This is a genomic window from Streptomyces corallincola (genome assembly GCF_019104725.1).
Taxonomy (GTDB): domain Bacteria; phylum Actinomycetota; class Actinomycetes; order Streptomycetales; family Streptomycetaceae; genus Streptomyces; species Streptomyces corallincola.
The window spans coordinates 34,423-52,256 of the sequence record NZ_JAHRXF010000033.1 but is presented as its reverse complement, the minus strand read 5'-3'; the positions used below and the strand labels follow the sequence as shown (position 1 = coordinate 52,256).

13 protein-coding genes are annotated in these 17,834 nt (G+C 73.6%); 11 read left to right on the top strand and 2 right to left on the bottom strand.

What is annotated here, in order from left to right:
- The first annotated feature begins 537 nt into the window (after nucleotides 1-537).
- A complete protein-coding gene (locus KUM39_RS19860; protein ID WP_372455789.1) occupies nucleotides 538-1,668 on the top strand; it encodes a glycosyltransferase family 4 protein in 1,131 nt (376 codons plus the stop codon).
- Between the two features lie 48 nt (nucleotides 1,669-1,716).
- Here KUM39_RS19860 and KUM39_RS19855 read toward each other — a convergent pair whose 3' ends face one another.
- Together KUM39_RS19855 and KUM39_RS19850 are read right to left on the bottom strand one after the other, a co-directional pair.
- Nucleotides 1,717-3,375, bottom strand: a complete 1,659-nt coding sequence (locus KUM39_RS19855; RefSeq protein WP_217787078.1) for a PucR family transcriptional regulator — start codon at nucleotides 3,373-3,375, stop codon at nucleotides 1,717-1,719.
- A gap of 58 nt (nucleotides 3,376-3,433) precedes the next feature.
- Entirely contained in the window at nucleotides 3,434-5,236 is a 1,803-nt protein-coding gene (locus KUM39_RS19850; protein WP_217787092.1) for a glycoside hydrolase family 15 protein, read from the bottom strand.
- A 788-nt stretch (nucleotides 5,237-6,024) separates the two neighbouring features.
- Between KUM39_RS19850 and pyrG the strand changes: the two genes are divergently transcribed.
- The 10 genes from pyrG to KUM39_RS19800 all read left to right on the top strand — a co-directional run bounded on the left by pyrG (nucleotide 6,025) and on the right by KUM39_RS19800 (nucleotide 17,828).
- Nucleotides 6,025-7,689 carry a CTP synthase gene (pyrG, locus tag KUM39_RS19845; RefSeq protein ID WP_217787077.1) on the top strand — a complete coding sequence of 555 codons (1,665 nt, stop codon included), beginning with the start codon at nucleotides 6,025-6,027 and terminating at the stop codon, nucleotides 7,687-7,689.
- A 123-nt stretch (nucleotides 7,690-7,812) separates the two neighbouring features.
- Entirely contained in the window at nucleotides 7,813-8,439 is a 627-nt protein-coding gene (locus KUM39_RS19840; protein ID WP_217787076.1) for an NUDIX domain-containing protein, read from the top strand.
- A gap of 198 nt (nucleotides 8,440-8,637) precedes the next feature.
- Nucleotides 8,638-10,716, top strand: coding sequence for a tetratricopeptide repeat protein (locus KUM39_RS19835; protein WP_217787075.1), 2,079 nt, complete (start codon nucleotides 8,638-8,640; stop codon nucleotides 10,714-10,716).
- A gap of 138 nt (nucleotides 10,717-10,854) precedes the next feature.
- Nucleotides 10,855-11,979: an alanine dehydrogenase gene (gene ald / locus KUM39_RS19830; protein WP_217787074.1), complete on the top strand. Its 1,125-nt coding sequence runs from the start codon at nucleotides 10,855-10,857 to the stop codon at nucleotides 11,977-11,979.
- Nucleotides 11,980-12,512: 533 nt separating this feature from the next.
- Nucleotides 12,513-13,529, top strand: coding sequence for a ParA family protein (locus tag KUM39_RS19825; RefSeq protein WP_246620428.1), 1,017 nt, complete (start codon nucleotides 12,513-12,515; stop codon nucleotides 13,527-13,529).
- A complete protein-coding gene (locus KUM39_RS19820) occupies nucleotides 13,514-14,104 on the top strand; it encodes a hypothetical protein (RefSeq protein WP_217787073.1) in 591 nt (196 codons plus the stop codon). Before KUM39_RS19825 ends, KUM39_RS19820 begins: the two co-directional genes overlap by 16 nt.
- Nucleotides 14,105-14,142: 38 nt before the next feature.
- Nucleotides 14,143-15,198, top strand: coding sequence for a segregation and condensation protein A (locus tag KUM39_RS19815; RefSeq protein WP_217787072.1), 1,056 nt, complete (start codon nucleotides 14,143-14,145; stop codon nucleotides 15,196-15,198).
- Complete coding sequence (scpB, locus tag KUM39_RS19810; RefSeq protein WP_217787071.1) at nucleotides 15,195-15,860, top strand: SMC-Scp complex subunit ScpB; 666 nt, start codon at nucleotides 15,195-15,197, stop codon at nucleotides 15,858-15,860. Before KUM39_RS19815 ends, scpB begins: the two co-directional genes overlap by 4 nt.
- Before the next feature lie 13 nt (nucleotides 15,861-15,873).
- Nucleotides 15,874-16,944, top strand: coding sequence for a pseudouridine synthase (locus KUM39_RS19805; protein ID WP_217787070.1), 1,071 nt, complete (start codon nucleotides 15,874-15,876; stop codon nucleotides 16,942-16,944).
- Nucleotides 16,945-17,108: 164 nt separating this feature from the next.
- Nucleotides 17,109-17,828: an NUDIX hydrolase gene (locus KUM39_RS19800; protein ID WP_308288180.1), complete on the top strand. Its 720-nt coding sequence runs from the start codon at nucleotides 17,109-17,111 to the stop codon at nucleotides 17,826-17,828.
- Nucleotides 17,829-17,834 lie beyond the last annotated feature (6 nt).

Below are 17,834 nucleotides of genomic sequence, written 5' to 3'. Positions count from 1 at the left end.
CGGGGTGCCCGGGGCGCGGGAGGGGGAGCGGCGGGTGCCGCCGGGGTGCCGGGTGCCTGCGGCCCCCTTGCGGTGAGGTGAGGCCGCCTTTCGAGTGCGGGTCCGCTTCGGCCTGTCGCGCAGTTCCCCGCGCCCCTGGAAGACCGGTGGCTGAGGCCCGTTCGCCGGGTGCGGGTGCGCTTCACGTCTCGCGCGGTTCCCCGCGCCCCTGGGTGGGGGCGGTGAGCGCTGCTTGCGGGTGCGGATGCGGGTGACTGTGCCGGGGTTCTCTCACTCGTGCGGGTGATGTGGGGTGGGGCGTTGTCGTCGTGCGCCGGGGAGTGCGCCTCCGTTCGGTGGGCCGGAACGGCCTTGTGGACTGGCATGCTTGACGGGGAGAGCAGGGGGCGGGCCGCCCGGACGGGTGGCGGGCGGTACGTCTTTCCGCACCTGTGCGCCCGCTACCTTCGGTACGTTCCCTCGTGTCCGACCGCCCCCCCCGCGCACGTGTCCCACGACCGTCCGCGCCGAGTCAGGAGCCCCGGCCCCGTGAGCCCCGTGAGTCTCGTCCGCAGCACCGCAGCGCACGGCCGCCCGCCGCTGCGCACCGTGCAGGTGCTGGGCGGGGGCAACGCGGGCAGCGGCGCGCACGTGCGGTCGCTGGCCGCCGGACTGGTCGCGCGCGGGGTGGGGGTCACCGTGTGCGCGCCCGCCGGAGCCGACCACGCCTACGACTTCACCGGCACCGGTGCCGACCACGTGCCCGTGCCGCGCAGCAGCGACCCCGCCTCGGTGGCCGCGCTCCGGGCCGCCTGCACGGGCGCCGACCTCGTCCACGCGCACGGCCTGCACGCCTCGTTCCGCGCAGCGCTCGCCCTCGGCGGCCGGAGCACCCCGCTGGTCGTCACCTGGCACGACCGCGCCCACGCCCAGGGCGCGCGGGCCCACCTGCTGCGGCTGCTGGAGCGCCGGGTGGCCAGAGCGGCGACGATCGTCCTCGGCACCACCTCCGACCTCGTGGACCGGGCCCGCCGCACGGGCGCGCGGGACGCCCGGCTCGCCGCCTCGGCGCTGCCCGTGCCCCGGCCCCGCCCGGCCGACCCGGACCGGGAACGCCCCAAGGTCCGCGCCGAACTCGGCGCCACCGGGCGCCCGTTGCTGATGGCGGTCGGCTCCCTCGACACCGAGCGCGGCTACGGCACCCTGCTGGACGCGGCCCGCGCCTGGCGCGACCTCGACCCCGCCCCGCTGGTCGTCGTCGCGGGGGAGGGGCCGCTGCGACCGGAGTTGCAGCGCCGTATCGAGGAAGAGGCGCTGCCGGTAAGGCTGTTGGGACGGCGCGAGGACGTGCCGGACCTGCTCGCCGCGGCCGATCTGGCGCTGGTGACCAGCAGTTGGGAATCCCGCTCCCTCCTCGCCCAGGAGGCGCTGCGTGCCCGGGTGCCGCTGGTCGCCACCCGTGTCGGCGGCATCCCCGACCTCGTCGGCGACGCGGCCGAACTCGTCCCGTACGGGGATCACTTGACCCTCGCCGACACCGTCACCGCCCTGCTCGCCGACCCCGCGCGCCGCGAACTGCTGCGCGCACGCGGCGCCGAACAGGCCCTGACCTGGCCGACGGAGGACGAGACGGTGACCCAAGTGCTCGCTGTCTACGATGAGTTGACACAGCCCCGGCCACTCGCCTGACCCGCGCCCCCGGCACCCCGGCCTTCACCGCACGTACCCACCCACCGCCTACCGCACGTGCCGCCTGGCCCGCAGTGCCAGACTCAGCGCCATCACCGTCTCCGGGTCGTCCAGGTCGGTGCCGAGCAACTCCCCCATGCGGGCGAGCCTGTTGTAGAGGGTCTGCCGGTTGAGGTGGAGTTCGCGGGCGGTCTCCGCCTTGCGGCCCGCGTGCGCGAGATACGTCTCCAGGGTGGGCAGCAGCGGCGGCCGGGCGCGCCGGTCGTGGTCGCGGAGCGGGCCGATGGCGCGGTCCACGAACGCGGCCAGGCCGGGGTGGTCGCGCAGCCGCCACAGCAGCAGGTCGATGTCGAGGCGCCGCGCGTCGTACCAGGGCCGGTCGGTCAGGCCCTGCGCGGCCGTCGCCGTCTCGGCCGCGTGCCGCAGCCCCGCCGAGGCCGCCGTCCAGTCACCGGCCGCGCCGACCACCACGACCGGCGGCGGGGCGCCCGGCCGCACCGCACCGGCGCGTTCGGCACCCGCCTTGAGGGCCGCCGCGACCCGGTCCGCGACCGCCGGACGCTCCGCCGCGCCGCGCAGCCCGGCCAGCACCGGCACCCGGCCCTCCACCGGGCGCACACCCAGCAGCACCGGCACGCCCACCGCGGCCAGTTCCTCCGCGACCGCGCGGGCCAGCGCCGCCCAGTTCGCGCCGTACTCCGCGCCGCCGGTGCCCTCACCGCCCGGCGCGCCGCCGATCCGCATGACCACCGGCAGCAGCGGGCCGGTGCCCGGTCTGAAGCCGAGGACCCTGGCCTGCGCGGGCGCGTCCCGCGCGGCGACCCGGCCCTCGGCGAGATCGGTGAGGAAGTCGCCCCGGCCGCGCGCCGTGAGTTCGTCCTCCTGCCGGGCCTGCATCAGCACCACGGCGAGGATGCCCGCGGCCCGCTCGGTGGCCATCCGGTGCACCGCGCCCAGCGGCCCGCGCACCGGCAGCAGCACCAGCCGGGCCCGCACCGACCCGGCGCCCGCCGTACCGCCCGGCACGTCCACCAGCACCGAACCTGCGGGCGGCGGCGCCTCCTTCAGCGGGCCGCGCAGCCCCTCCCACACCTGGAGCGGGTCGGTGCCCTCGGGTCCGGCACCGGCCGCGTACAGCAGCCGCCCGTCCACGGTCTCCAGGAACACCGGGTTGCCGCCGAACCCGGCCAGGATCTCCAGCACCTTCGGCACCCCGCCCCCGTCGAGCAGCGCGCCCGTGCAGCGCCGGTGCACCTCCTCGGCGCGCCGGAGCAGCGCGTAGTGCCCGTTGACGATCTCGGTGTGGATCTCCTCGGTGACCGTGACGAACGGCACCTCGCGGTGCAGCTGGACCAGCGGCAGGCCCAGTGAGCGCGCGGTGTCCACCAGCGCGGCCGGGAGCCGGGCGAAGCGCGGTCCCAGCTCCACGACCAGGGCGGCGATCCCGCGCTCGGCCAGCGTGCGCACGAACGCCCGCTGCTCGGCGGGCCGGGTGCCCAGGCCGTAGCCCGTGGTCAGCAGCAGTTCGCCGCCCTTGAGCAGCGAGGCGATGTGGGGCACCTCACCGGCGTGCACCCACCGCACCGTACGGCCCAGCCGGTCGCCGCCCGCGACGATCTCCGGCAGCCCGCCGCGCAGGCCGGGCAGCTCCAGCGCCCGCCGCACGGTGATCCCGCCGCCGGGCCCGCTCTCCGCACCGCTCTCCATGCACCGGACGCTACCTGCGCGAACGTCCCGGGAACAGCGCGCGGACCACCGGCCCGGCTCAGCCCCCGTACGCCCCGGAGGCGGTGAGCCGGAGGGCGGTGTCGATCAGCGGGACGTGGCTGAACGCCTGCGGGAAGTTGCCCACCTGGCGCTGGAGGCGCGGGTCCCACTCCTCGGCGAGGAGGCCGAGGTCGTTGCGGAGGGCGAGGAGCTTCTCGAACAGCTTGCGGGCCTCGTCCACGCGGCCGATCATCGCCAGGTCGTCGGCCATCCAGAACGAGCACGCGAGGAAGGCGCCCTCGTCGCCGGGGAGGCCGTCCACGCCCTCGCTGTCGCCCTCGGTGGGGTAGCGCAGGATGAAACCGTCCGAGGTGGACAGCTCGCGCTGGATCGCCTCGATGGTGCCGATGACCCGCTTGTCGTCCGGGGGCAGGAAGCCCATCTGCGGGATCAGCAGCAGGGAGGCGTCCAGCTCCTTGGAGCCGTAGGACTGGGTGAAGGTGTTGCGCTCCTGGTCGAAGCCCTTCTCGCAGACGTCCCGGTGGATGTCGTCGCGCAGCTCGCGCCAGCGCTCCAGCGGGCCGTCCGCGTCACCGGACTCGATCAGCTTGATGGTGCGGTCCACCGCGACCCAGGCCATCACCTTGGAGTGCACGAAGTGGCGGCGCGGGCCGCGCACCTCCCAGATGCCCTCGTCCGGCTCCTGCCAGTGGTCCTCCAGGTAGCGGATCAGCTTCAGCTGGAGCAGCGAGGCGTAGTCGTTGCGGGCCAGGCCCGTCATGTGCGCCAGGTGCAGCGCCTCGGTGACCTCGCCGTACACGTCGAGCTGGAGCTGGTGGGCGGCGCCGTTGCCGACGCGGACCGGGGCGGAGTTCTCGTAGCCGGGCAGCCAGTCCAGCTCGGCCTCGCCCAGCTCGCGCTCGCCCGCGATGCCGTACATGATCTGGAGGTTCTCCGGGTCACCGGCGACGGCGCGGAGCAGCCACTCGCGCCAGGCGCGGGCCTCCTCGCGGTAGCCGGTGCGCAGCAGCGAGGAGAGCGTGATCGCCGCGTCCCGCAGCCAGGTGTAGCGGTAGTCCCAGTTGCGCACGCCCCCGATGTCCTCGGGGAGCGAGGTGGTGGGGGCGGCGACGATGCCGCCGGTGGGGGCGTAGGTGAGCGCCTTCAGCGTGATCAGGGAGCGGACGACGGCCTCCCGGTAGGGGCCGTGGTAGGTGCATTGGCCGACCCAGTCCCGCCAGAAGTCCTCGGTGGCGCGCAGCGACGCCTCCGGCTCGGGCAGCGCGGGCGGCTCGCGGTGCGAGGGCTCCCAGGAGATGGTGAACGCGATCCGGTCGCCGGGCGCCACCGTGAAGTCGGCGTACGTCGTGAGGGCCTTGCCGAAGGTCTCCGCCTCCGTGTCGAACCACACGCTGTCCGGGCCCGCGACGGCGACCGTGCGGCCGTCGTGCTTGTGCACCCAGGGCACCACCCGGCCGTAGGAGAAGCGCATGCGCAGCGCGGAGCGCATCGGGACCCGGCCGGTGACGCCCTCCACGATGCGGACCAGCTGGGGGGCGCCGTCGCGCGGGGGCATGAAGTCCGTCACGCGGACCGTGCCGCGCGGGGTGTCCCACTCGGACTCCAGGATCAGCGAGTCGCCCCGGTAGCCGCGCCGTGCGGCCGTCGGAGGCTGCGCGTCGGCCGCGTACGCCGGTCCGAGCCGCCAGAAGCCGTGCTCCTCGGTGCCCAGCAGGCCGGCGAAGACGGCATGCGAGTCGAAGCGGGGCAGGCACAGCCAGTCCACCGTGCCGTCCCGGCAGACCAGTGCGGCGGTCTGCATGTCTCCGATGAGTGCGTAGTCCTCGATGCGCCCGGCCACGTGCAACTCCAGTCGAACGGCCACGTCACCCCCCGCGCAGGGGGCTGTCGCTGATGCGGTCATTGGGGGGTGTTGTTGTGCGTCGTTGAGCGGTGAAGCAAAGCAGTCCGCCGAGCCCTGAGGCAAAACGACGGTCCTCACTCAACGACCTGCCGCGCTCTCGTTGTTCCGAAGCGGATACCGGCGGGGGTGTGCCGTCGATCCGGCCGGGCCCGGCAGGTGAACGTCCGAGCAGGATACGACGCACGTAGATGATCCGCGTGCCGCTCCGGGCAACCCGTGTGAGCCGAACGGGTGAGCACCGGGTGAGAACTCTGTGACCGCCGAGGTGGCGGCGGGCGTCCCGGCGGACCGGTGTCCGGGCCCGCGCCGGGGCCGTGGCAGGCCCGTACCGGCCCGGTGACGGGGGCCTTAGGGCCTGTCTTCAAACTCCCCTCTGCCCCACGACGCCCGGCACGCCCTCTCGCCGCACCGGCCGCGACCCCGAGTACGCCCAGTACGAGGGATCACGGCCGGCACGCCGAGAGCACGCACCGAACGCCGCGGGGCCGTCCTCCGGACGACGAGGAGAGTTTGAAGACAGGCCCTAGCGGGGCCCGGATCAGGGGCGGGGCGGGCGGCCGGGAGCCATCCCCTCCGGGCGCTGATACGCTGGTAGCCCGTGGACCGGTGGGAGAAAAACCCCCGAACCGCAGCGACGGCGCCTCCCCGACGGGAACGCGAGTGGCCCCTCGGCCGGCAGCCGTTCCGCATCACTGGACCGCGACCACGGGAGCCCCCTCTTGGCCATGAAGCCGAAATCCTCGACGACCAAGCACATCTTCGTCACCGGGGGTGTCGCCTCCTCGCTCGGCAAGGGCCTGACCGCCTCCAGCCTGGGCATGCTGCTCAAGGCCCGCGGGCTGCGCGTCGTGATGCAGAAGCTCGACCCGTATCTGAACGTGGACCCCGGCACGATGAACCCCTTCCAGCACGGTGAGGTGTTCGTCACCAACGACGGCGCCGAGACCGACCTGGACATCGGCCACTACGAGCGCTTCCTCGACCGTGACCTCGACGGCTCCGCCAACGTCACCACCGGCCAGGTGTACTCCACGGTGATCGCCAAGGAGCGGCGCGGCGAGTACCTGGGCGACACCGTGCAGGTCATCCCGCACATCACCAACGAGATCAAGCACCGCATCCGGCGCATGGCCACCGACGAGGTGGACGTCGTCATCACCGAGGTCGGCGGCACCGTCGGCGACATCGAGTCGCTGCCGTTCCTGGAGACCGTCCGCCAGGTCCGCCACGAGGTCGGCCGGGACAACGTCTTCGTGGTGCACATCTCCCTGCTGCCGTACATCGGCCCCTCGGGCGAGCTGAAGACCAAGCCCACCCAGCACTCGGTGGCCGCGCTGCGCAACATCGGCATCCAGCCCGACGCGATCGTGCTGCGCTGCGACCGCGAGGTGCCCACCGCCATCAAGCGCAAGATCTCGCTGATGTGCGACGTGGACGAGGACGCCGTCGTCGCCTGCCCCGACGCCCGCTCCATCTACGACATCCCGAAGGTCGTGCACTCCGAGGGCCTGGACGCCTACGTGGTGCGCAAGCTCGACCTGCCCTTCCGGGACGTGGAGTGGACCACCTGGGACGACCTGCTGGACCGGGTGCACAACCCCGACCACGAGATCACCCTCGCCCTGGTCGGCAAGTACATCGACCTGCCCGACGCCTATCTGTCGGTGACCGAGGCGCTGCGCGCCGGAGGCTTCGCCAACAAGGCCCGCGTCAGGATCAAGTGGGTCACCTCCGACGACTGCAAGACCCCGGCGGGCGCCGCCGAGCAGCTCGGCGACGTGGACGGCATCTGCATCCCCGGCGGCTTCGGCGACCGGGGCGTGCTCGGCAAGGTCGGCGCGATCCGCTTCGCCCGCGAGAACGGCGTCCCCCTGCTCGGCCTCTGCCTGGGCCTGCAGTGCATCGTCATCGAGGCCGCGCGGAGCCTTGCGGACATCCCGGACGCCAACTCCACCGAGTTCGACCCCGCCACCCCGCACCCGGTGATCTCCACGATGGCCGAGCAGATGGACATCGTCGCCGGTGAGGGCGACATGGGCGGCACCATGCGGCTCGGCATGTACCCCGCCAAGCTGGCCGAGGGCTCCATCGTCCGCGAGGTGTACGACGGCAAGGAGTACGTGGAGGAGCGCCACCGGCACCGCTACGAGGTGAACAACGCCTACCGCGGCGAACTGGAGAAGAAGGCCGGTATCCAGTTCTCCGGCACCTCCCCGGACGGCAAGCTCGTCGAGTACGTCGAGTACCCGCGCGACGTCCACCCCTATCTGGTCGCCACCCAGGCCCACCCGGAGCTGCGCTCCCGCCCGACCCGCCCGCACCCGCTGTTCGCCGGACTGGTGAAGGCGGCCGTGGAGCGGCAGCTGAAGGCGGCCCCGGCCGCGGAGTGAACCGGGGCACCCGGCGCCGGGTGCCCCGCGAAGATCACCGGGCGCCCCGGCCGCTGTACGGTGGCCGGGGCGCCCCCGCGCGGGGCCGCCCCGGTCTCGTCTGCGCACGTGGGAGGACAGGTCATGACCATCAGGGACACCGCCGAGGAGTGGGAGGTCCGCGCGACCTCCACCCCCTTCACCGGCGCCAAGACCTCGGTCCGCACCGACCGGGTGGTCATGCCCGACGGCTCCGTCACCGGCCGCGACTACCAGGTCCACCCCGGCTCGGTCGCCGTCCTCGCCCTGGACGACGAGGACCGGGTGCTGCTCATCAACCAGTACCGCCACCCCGTGCGCCACCGGCTCTGGGAGATCCCGGCCGGGCTGCTCGACGTACCCGGCGAGAACCCGCTGCACGCCGCCCAGCGCGAGCTGTACGAGGAGGCCCACGTCAAGGCCGAGGACTGGCGGGTCCTCACCGACGTCTACACCACGCCCGGCGGCTGCGACGAGGCCGTCCGGATCTTCCTCGCCCGCACCCTCTCCGCGGCCGACGGCGAACGCTTCGCGGCCGAGGACGAGGAGACCGACATGGAGCACGCGCGGGTGCCGGTCGAGGAACTGGTGCGCCGGGTGCTCGCCGGGGACGTGCACAACAACTGCCTGGTCGTGGGCGTCCTTTCGCTGGTCGCCGCCCGCTCCGGCGACGGGCTCGACGCGCTCCGGCCCGCCGAGGCACCCTGGCCCGCCCGCCCGTTCACCGCCTGACACCCCCGGCCGTACGGTGGCCGGTGGTCCGTGGGGCCGCCGGGCGGACGGTGATGATCCGACCATCGCCTGATCCGATCGGGGGACGTGCCCGCCGCGCTCCGCCGGGAACGCCGGGAGGCGTGAACTAGGCTCGGCGAACGCCCGTTGCGGACAACCCGGCGGGCTTTTGCGCGCGGTGGGACGGGAGTGTGGCCCGTGACGGATCAGGCGGTGGACACGGAAGGCGCGCGGACGCCCGCGCAGCCCGCCACGGCGGACCAGTTCCTGGGCCGCACCAGAGAGCTGAAGGAACTGCGCGCCGACATCGAGCGCGCCGGACTCGACACCCTCTCCGGCCGCAAGGCGCCCCGCGCCCGCGTCCTGCTCGTCGCGGGCCGCCCCGGCTCCGGGCGCAGCGCGCTCGCCGCGGAACTCGTCCGCGAGGTCGCAGGCCGCTACCCCGACGGGGTGCTGCGCACCGCGCTCGCCGAACCCGACGGCACCCCCGTGCCCGTCGAACGCGCCGCCCGCGACCTGCTCTCCGCACTCGGCGTGGACGCCCCCGCGGGCGCCGCCGAGGACGAACTCACCGAGGCGCTGCGCACCGCGCTCACCGGCCGCCGCGCCCTCCTCCTGCTGGACGACGCGCCCGGCGCCGCACCGGTGGACGCCCTCCTCCCGGACGCCCCGGACTGCCTCGCCGTCGTCGTCTCCGGCGGCCCGCTCACCGGCATCGCGGACGTCCGCCCCTGCACCCTGGGCGGCCTCGACACCAAGTCCTCGGTGGAACTCCTCACCCGCTGGACCGGCTCCGTCCGCGTCACCGTGGACCCCCGCTCCGCCGAGAGCCTCGCGGAAGCCTGCCAGGGCCACCCGGCCGCTCTCACCCTGGCCGGTGGCTGGCTCGCCTCCCACCCCCAGGCCGCCGTCTCCGACCTGGCCAAGCGCCTGCACGCCGAGCCCGACGACAGCACCCCGCTCGCCCGCGTACTGCGCCTGGTGCACGACCTGCTGCCCGGCGGCGCCGCCCGCACCCTGCGCCTGCTGCACCTCGCCCCGGCCGGTCTGGTGGACCCGCACACCGCGTCCGCGCTCGCCGGGTGCTCCCTGGAGGCCGCGCGGGCCGCGCTGGCGGAGTTCGCCGCCCTCGGGCTGCTGCGCCCGCTGGACTCCCCGCTGCCCGAGTACGCCATCCCCGGCTCGCTGCACCCGCTGCTGCGCGCCCTCGCCGAGAGCCAGGACCGGCCCGGCGAACTCCAGCTCGCCCGCGCCCGGATGCTGGAACGCACCGTACGGCTGCTCCAGGCGTGCCGGGCCATCACCGAGACCGACAGCCCCCAGGCGCGCGAGAAGCTCCAGGAGATGCCGCAGGCGGTGCGGTTCGCCGCCCCGCGCGACGCCGCCGAGTGGCTGCGGGTCCGGCGTCCGGCGCTGCTGGCCGCCGTACGGCTCGCGGTGGCCGACGGCGAGCTGGACACCCTCGCCCGGCGGCTGATGTCCCAGCTGGTCCGCGCGGTCGCCGCGCACATCGGCACCCAGGCCGCCGCCCCCGACCTGTACGGCGTGCACGGGCTGGTCCTCGACGTGGCCGAGCGGCGCGGACTGCACCGGGAGAAGGCCGCCGCGCTGCTCAACCTCGGGGACCTGGACGCGCAGACCGGCCGCACCCACGACGCGCTCGCCCGTTACCGGGCCGCGCTGGACGCCGGGCGGCTGGCGGGCGACCCGTACGCCACCGGGCGCGCGATGGAGTCCGTGGGCGGTGCCCACCAGGAGCTGGGCGACCACGACCGGGCCGCCGACTGGTTCGGCCGGGCGCTCGCGGAGCGGCTGGCGCGCGGCGAGCGCACCGAGGCCGCCCGGCTGTACGGCCGGATCGCGGTCACGCACACCTACGCGGGCCGGTACGGCGAGGCGCTGCGCGGCTGGCGGGCGGCCGCGGCCGGATACCGCAAGGAGGGCGCGGTCGCCGCGCACGCGCGGGCGCTCAGCGAGGTGGCGCGGGTCCAGGAGTACGCGGGCCGCCCCGAGGAGTCGCTGCGCACCTGCCAGGAGGCGGTGGAGTGGGCGCGCCGGGCCGAGGACACCCGGCTCCAGGCGGCCCTCCAGCTCCGGCTGGCCGACACCCTCGACCGGCTCGGGGACCCGACGGCGGCCCTGCTGCACCGGGCGGCGGCCGAGCGCATGCTGAACGAGGAGGCGTCCGGACCCGCGTCCGGGGAGCCGGAGAAGGGCCCCGAGCCCGAGCAGGACGCGGATGCCTGCGAAATCCGTAGTGCATCCAGCGACGATTAAAGCAATGAAAGGCTAGACAGCGGGAACACCTTCATTAAACTGGCTCTGCCGCTCGTTCTCCTGCGGTGTCTCCCGGTGTGCCCGCGCGCGGCCGGGTATGTCATGAAACGCATCCCCACACCCTCTGAGCCAAGGACCGTGATCCACGTGAAGGTCGGCATCCCCCGCGAGGTCAAGAACAACGAGTTCCGGGTGGCCATCACCCCCGCCGGTGTGCACGAGCTGGTGCGCCACGGCCACCAGGTCGTCGTCGAGCGCGGCGCCGGCCTCGGTTCCTCGATCCCGGACGCCGAGTACGTCGCGGCGGGCGCCGGAATCCTGGAGACCGCGGACGAGGTGTGGGCCGCCGCCGACCTGCTGCTCAAGGTGAAGGAGCCGGTGGCGGAGGAGTACCACCGGCTCCGCAAGGACCAGATCCTCTTCACCTACCTGCACCTGGCCGCCTCCAAGGAGTGCACCGACGCGCTCATCGAGTCCGGCACCACCGCCATCGCCTACGAGACGGTCGAGCTGCCGAACCGCGCGCTGCCGCTGCTCGCCCCGATGTCCGAGGTCGCGGGCCGACTCGCCCCGCAGGTCGGCGCCTACCACCTGATGCGCCCGGCGGGCGGACGCGGTGTGCTGCCCGGCGGTGTGCCCGGTGTCACCCCGGCCAAGGCCGTCGTCATCGGCGGCGGTGTCTCCGGCTGGAACGCCACCCAGGTCGCCGTCGGCATGGGCTTCGAGGTGACCCTGCTGGACCGGGACATCAACAAGCTCCGCGAGGCGGACAAGGTCTTCGGCACCCGGGTGAAGGCGATCATGTCCAACACCTTCGAGCTGGAGAAGGCCGTCCTCGACGCCGACCTCGTCATCGGCGCCGTGCTCATCCCCGGCGCCAAGGCCCCCAAGCTCGTCACCAACGAGCTGGTCGCCCGGATGAAGCCGGGAAGTGTCCTTGTCGATATCGCGATCGACCAGGGCGGCTGCTTCGAGGACTCCCGCGCCACCACGCACGCCGAGCCGACCTTCCGGGTGCACGAGTCGGTCTTCTACTGCGTCGCCAACATGCCCGGCGCGGTGCCCAACACCTCCACCAACGCGCTCACCAACGCGACGCTGCCGTACATCGTCTCGCTCGCCGACAACGGCTGGGTGGAGGCGCTGCGCCGGGACGCCGCGCTCGCCCGCGGCCTCAACACCCATGACGGCAAGGTCGTCTACAAGGAGGTCGCCGAGGCGCACGGCCTGGAGCACGTGGAGCTGACCTCGCTGCTCGGCTGACCTCCCGGCACCTGCGGACCGCCAAGTCACCCGGTCCGAAAAGGCGATTCGTCAACACGGCACGTCAACCCCGCGCGTCCGGCCGGACCTTGCCCGACAAGGTCCGGCCGGATGTGTGTATGGTCACTTTGCGACGCTCGGTCAACTCGCCTCGAACGTAAGGCTTCGACCGATTCGTACACCCGTGAAACCTGCTGTGCGACGGCCGTACGCCCTTGACAGCGGGATGTTTCATTGCCGACACATCCGGCCGGGTCCGGCGGATTGTGTTGCTGCGGACCGCCGACACGCCATAGAGTCGCCAACCGTCGGCATGGTGCCACGCTGACTTGTCCAGAAGTTCCCTGGTCACCAAGGAGGTAAGACGACTTGTGAATGAGTCGACATTTTCTCCCGGAGGCGGTCGGCCAGGAACGCCGGTCCGGGTCCACGGCAGTCCCGCGGGAATCGAGGCTGTCGGCTCCGTCGCGGTGCGCACCTTCGCAGCCCACCAGAGTCCGGGGCCGCAGCCGGCTCCGACTGCACACCAGAGCATGGATGGCCATCACGTGAACGGCACGGCCGGCGACGGAAGTGGCGCGCCCCGCAACCACTTCGCCGACTACGACGACCTGCCCGAGGGGCACTTCTACGACCCCGACGCCGAGTACGAGCCCGATCCGGAGTACGCGGCGACGCTCGCGCCCGACGCGGCCCGTCAGCGCCGCGAGCGGGTGGGCCCGACCGGGCGCCCGCTGCCGTACTTCCCGATTCCGGGGCCGCTGACCGACCACGGTCCGGCGAAGATCATCGCCATGTGCAACCAGAAGGGCGGCGTCGGCAAGACGACGTCCACCATCAACCTGGGTGCGGCGCTCGCGGAGTACGGGCGGCGGGTGCTGCTCGTGGACTTCGACCCGCAGGGCGCGCTGTCGGTGGGGCTCGGGGTCAACCCGATGGAGCTGGACCTCACCGTCTACAACCTGCTCATGGAGCGGGGCATGTCGGCGGACGAGGTGCTGCTGAAGACGGCGGTCCCCAACATGGACCTGCTGCCCAGCAACATCGACCTGTCCGCCGCCGAGGTGCAGCTCGTCTCCGAGGTCGCGCGCGAGTCCACGCTCCAGCGGGCGCTGAAGCCGCTGATGGACGACTACGACTACATCGTGATCGACTGCCAGCCCTCGCTCGGCCTGCTCACGGTCAACGCGCTGACCGCCGCGCACAAGGTGATCGTGCCGCTGGAGTGCGAGTTCTTCGCGCTGCGCGGGGTGGCCCTGCTGACCGAGACCATCGAGAAGGTCCAGGAGCGGCTCAACCCCGAGCTGGAGCTCGACGGCATCCTCGCCACCATGTACGACTCGCGCACCGTGCACAGCCGCGAGGTCCTCGCGCGCGTGGTCGAGGCGTTCGACGACCACGTCTACCACACGGTCATCGGGCGTACGGTCCGCTTCCCGGAGACCACGGTCGCCGGTGAGCCCATCACCACCTACGCCTCCAACTCCGTGGGCGCCGCCGCCTACCGCCAGCTCGCCAGGGAGGTGCTCGCCCGGTGTCACGCCGAGTGAGTCTGCCCGGAGCCGACGAACTGTTCCGTACGACCGGGGGGACGGCGCTGCAGTCGTCCTCGCCCCGGCGTCCGGCGGGCGGCGAGGCTCGGGTGCCGGCTCCCGCGGGGGAGAGCGACGACGTGGCGGCGGCCGAGGACGCGCCGCCGTCCGTGCCCGTACGGGGCGGTGACGGCGAGGGCGCCGAACACGCGGCGGCCGAACCGGAACCCGCCGACAGCGGTGAGTCCCACCCCTCGCCCGCCCGGCGCCGGGCACCCGCGCAGGAAGGTTCATCCGACGCGGGCGGCGCCTCCGGCCGGGCGCCGGACCAGACCGTGCAGCCCGCCCGCAAGCGCGGCCGGGCTCCGGCCCGGCGGCCCAGCGGCCGGGAACGGCACGACGAGAAGATCACCGTGTACGTCTCCGCCGAGGAACTCATGGACCTCGAACACGCCCGGCTGGTGCTGCGCGGCGAGCACGGCCTCGCCGTGGACCGGGGCCGGATCGTCCGCGAGGCGGTCGCCGTGGTCCTCGCCGACCTGGAGTCGCGCGGCGAAGCCAGCATCCTGGTCCGCCGCCTGCGGGGTCGCTGACCGTCCCGGCGCCCGCCGGGCGGTAGCCTGCGACGGCCATGACCTCGAACGACGTGCCCCACCCCGGCCCCCCGTCCCGCAGACGAGCCCTGGGCCGGGGCCCGGACCCGTACCCCGCTCCGTCCGCCGTACCGGCGGGGCCCGCGGAGGTGGCCGACGCGGAGCCCGCGGCCCTGCCGGTCCCCGAGGCGGACGCCCCCGGCACCGCCGGGCCGGACACCGGAGAGCCGGTGCCGGAGACCGACGCCGGGCCCCCGGCCCCCGCCGATTCCGCCGACGGCGCCCGCACCGGCGTCTTCACGGTCCGGCTCGCCAACTTCGAGGGCCCCTTCGACCTGCTGCTCCAGCTCATCGCCAAGCACCGGATGGACGTCACGGAGGTGGCGCTGTCGAAGGTGACCGACGAGTTCATGGCGCACATCCGGGCGATGGGCGCGGACTGGGACCTGGACCGGACGACGGAGTTCCTGGTCGTCGCCGCGACCCTGCTGGATCTGAAGGCGGCCCGGCTGCTGCCCGCCGCCGAGGTGGAGGACGAGGGGGATCTCGCGCTGCTGGAGGCGCGGGACCTGCTGTTCGCGCGGCTGTTGCAGTACCGGGCGTACAAGCGGATCGCGGACATCTTCAACGAGCGGCTGGACGAGGAGGCCCGCCGGTACCCCCGTACCGTCGGCCTGGAGCCCGAGCACGCCGCGCTGCTGCCCGAGGTGGTCATCGGCATCGGCCCCGAGGGGTTCGCCCGGCTCGCGGTGAAGGCGATGCAGCCGAGGCCCAGGCCGCAGGTGTACGTGGACCACATCCACGCCCCGCTGGTCAGTGTGCGGGAGCAGGCGGACCTGGTGGTGGCGCGGCTGCGGGAGGTGGGCGAGGCCAGCTTCCGGGACCTGGTGGACGACACCGACGACACCCTGACCGTCGTGGCGCGGTTCCTGGCGCTGCTGGAGCTGTACCGGGACAAGGCCGTCGCCCTCGACCAGGAGACCGCCCTCGGGGAGCTGACCGTGCGCTGGACCGGCGGCGACGGCACGGCGGCGCCGACAGTCACCGACGAGTTCGACCGGCCCGCCGAGGCACCGGCCAAGGAGAAGGCATGAACGAGCCCCGCGTCCAGGCGCACCGCGCGGAGCTGCCGGAGGCGCCGAGCCCGGTGGCGGACCTCGCTCTCAAGCCCGCCCTGGAGGCGGTCCTCATGGTCGTGGACGAACCCGCGACCGAGGAGCACCTGTCCCGCCTCCTGGAGCGGCCCCGGCGCCGGGTCGCGGACGCGCTGCGGGAGCTGGCCGACGAGTACACCGCCCAGGGGCGCGGTTTCGAGCTGCGGTTCGTCGCGGGCGGCTGGCGCTTCTACAGCCGGGCCGCCTACGCGCCCGCCGTGGAACGCCTCGCCCTGGACGGGCAGACCGCCCGTCTCACCCAGGCCGCGCTGGAGACGCTCGCGGTCGTCGCGTACCGCCAGCCGGTCAGCCGCAGCCGGGTCTCCGCGGTGCGCGGGGTGAACTGCGACGGCGTGATGCGCACCCTCCTCCAGCGGGGTCTGGTCGAGGAGGCGGGCACGGAACCCGAAACAGGTGCGATCCTGTACAGGACGACGAACTACTTCCTGGAGCGGATGGGCCTGCGCGGCCTGGACGAACTGCCGGAACTCGCCCCCTTCCTCCCGGAGGCGGAGGCGATCGAGGCCGAGACGCTGGAGGGGGTACCGTCGTTCGACCCCGACGCGCCCGACGCGCCCGGGGGCGAAGACGCAGACGACTAAGACGGAAACCTTGATGCGAAGCAGCGGCAGCGGCAGGAACAGCGGACGCGGCAACCAGCGCGGCGCCGGCAACGACCGGGACGAGCGGCAGCAGGGGCAGGGCCGCCCCCGCAAGCCCCGCCCGGAGGAGCGCCGCTACGACGTGGGTCCCGGCGGCACCCAGGACGGCCCCAAGTCGGGCCGGGGCGGTGCCGCGCGTGGCGGTGCCAAGGGTGGCCCGAGGCAGCCCCAGGGCACAGGGCGCGGCCGGACCGCTCCGGCCAGCTCGCGCGAGTACGACGCGCGGGCCGAGGAGCGCAACCGCGAGCGGTACGCCGACAAGAAGGACGTGAAGCTCCCGAAGACGTTCCCCGGTGCCGAGCAGGAGGGCGAGCGGCTGCAGAAGGTCCTCGCCCGTGCCGGTTACGGCTCGCGGCGCGCCTGCGAGGAGCTGATCGAGCAGGCCCGCGTCGAGATCAACGGCGAGATCGTGCTGGAGCAGGGCCGCCGCGTGGACCCGGAGAAGGACGAGGTCCGGGTGGACGGGCTGACCGTCGCCACGCAGTCGTACCAGTTCTTCTCGCTGAACAAGCCCGCCGGTGTCGTCTCCACGATGGAGGACCCGGAGGGCCGCCAGTCCCTCGGGGACTACGTCACCAACCGCGAGACCCGGTTGTTCCACGTGGGACGGCTCGACACCGAGACCGAGGGTGTCATCCTGCTCACCAACCACGGCGAGCTGGCGCACCGCCTCACGCACCCGAAGTACGGCGTGAAGAAGACCTACCTCGCGCACATCGTCGGCCCGATCCCGCGCGACCTCGGCAAGCGCCTGAAGGACGGCATCCAGCTGGAGGACGGGTACGCCCGCGCCGACCACTTCCGGGTGGTGGAGCAGACCGGCAAGAACTACCTGGTCGAGGTGGTCCTGCACGAGGGCCGCAAGCACATCGTGCGCCGGATGCTCGCGGAGGCGGGCTTCCCCGTGGACAAGCTGGTCCGCACCGCCTTCGGCCCGATCACCCTGGGCGACCAGAAGTCGGGCTGGCTGCGGCGGCTGTCCAACACGGAGGTCGGCATGCTGATGAAGGAAGTCGATCTCTAGGCCCGCTCTCCCCGCCCCTCCCACCGGCGGCTCGCACGCGGCCCGCACCCCGGATCACCGGGGTGCGGGCCGCTTTGCTGATGCGCCTACGACGGCCAACAGGGCTTGTGACGAACCCTGTTCACCCTTTATGGTCAAGAAGACCATTAATCGGAGGGGGTCGGGTGCGCGGTTACGACAAGTACGCCCACGAGCCGTTCGCCGTCACCGTCGATCTGGCCGTCCTCACCGTCCGGGCGGGCGCGCTGCACGTCCTCCTCGTGGAGCGCGGGCAGGAGCCGTACGCGGGCCGCTGGGCGCTGCCCGGCGGGTTCCTGCTGCCCGACGAGTCCGCCGAGACCGCCGCCCGGCGCGAACTCGCCGAGGAGACCGGGCTCGACGCCCTGCCCGGCCTGCGCCTGGAGCAGCTGCGCACCTACAGCGAGCCCGGCCGCGACCCCCGGATGCGGGTCGTCTCGGTCGCCTTCACCGCGCTGCTGGCCGACCCGCCCGAACCGCGCGGCGGCGGCGACGCGGCCCAGGCCCGCTGGCTGCCCTGCACCGCCGCCGGGACGCTCGCCTTCGACCACGACCGCATCCTGGCCGACGCCCGCGAACGCGTGCGCGCGCTGCTGGAGAACACCGGCGCCGCCACCGCGTTCTGCCCGCCCGAGTTCACCCTCGGTGAGCTGCGCCAGGTCTACGAGACGGTGTGGGACACCCCGCTGGACGCGGCCAACTTCCGCCGCAAGGCGCTCGCCGTGCCCGGCTTCGTCGCCCCCGTGCCCGGCGCCGCCCGGCTCACCCAGGGGCGCGGCAAACCCGCCGCCCTCTACCGCGCCGGACCGGCCACCGCACTCCACCCGCCCCTGCTCCGCCCGCCCAGGGAAGGACGTACCCCATGACCACCG

Bases quoted from the DNA above. Each gene is read 5' to 3' on its own strand.
- scpB (WP_217787071.1), top strand. From the start codon at position 15,195: ATGAACGAGCCCCGCGTCCAGGCGCACCGCGCGGAGCTGCCGGAGGCG.
- KUM39_RS19855 (WP_217787078.1), bottom strand. From the start codon at position 3,375: ATGGAGAGCGGTGCGGAGAGCGGGCCCGGCGGCGGGATCACCGTGCGG.
- KUM39_RS19825 (WP_246620428.1), top strand. From the start codon at position 12,513: ATGGATGGCCATCACGTGAACGGCACGGCCGGCGACGGAAGTGGCGCG.
- KUM39_RS19815 (WP_217787072.1), top strand. From the start codon at position 14,143: ATGACCTCGAACGACGTGCCCCACCCCGGCCCCCCGTCCCGCAGACGA.
- KUM39_RS19840 (WP_217787076.1), top strand. From the start codon at position 7,813: ATGACCATCAGGGACACCGCCGAGGAGTGGGAGGTCCGCGCGACCTCC.
- pyrG (WP_217787077.1), top strand. From the start codon at position 6,025: ATGAAGCCGAAATCCTCGACGACCAAGCACATCTTCGTCACCGGGGGT.
- KUM39_RS19805 (WP_217787070.1), top strand. From the start codon at position 15,874: ATGCGAAGCAGCGGCAGCGGCAGGAACAGCGGACGCGGCAACCAGCGC.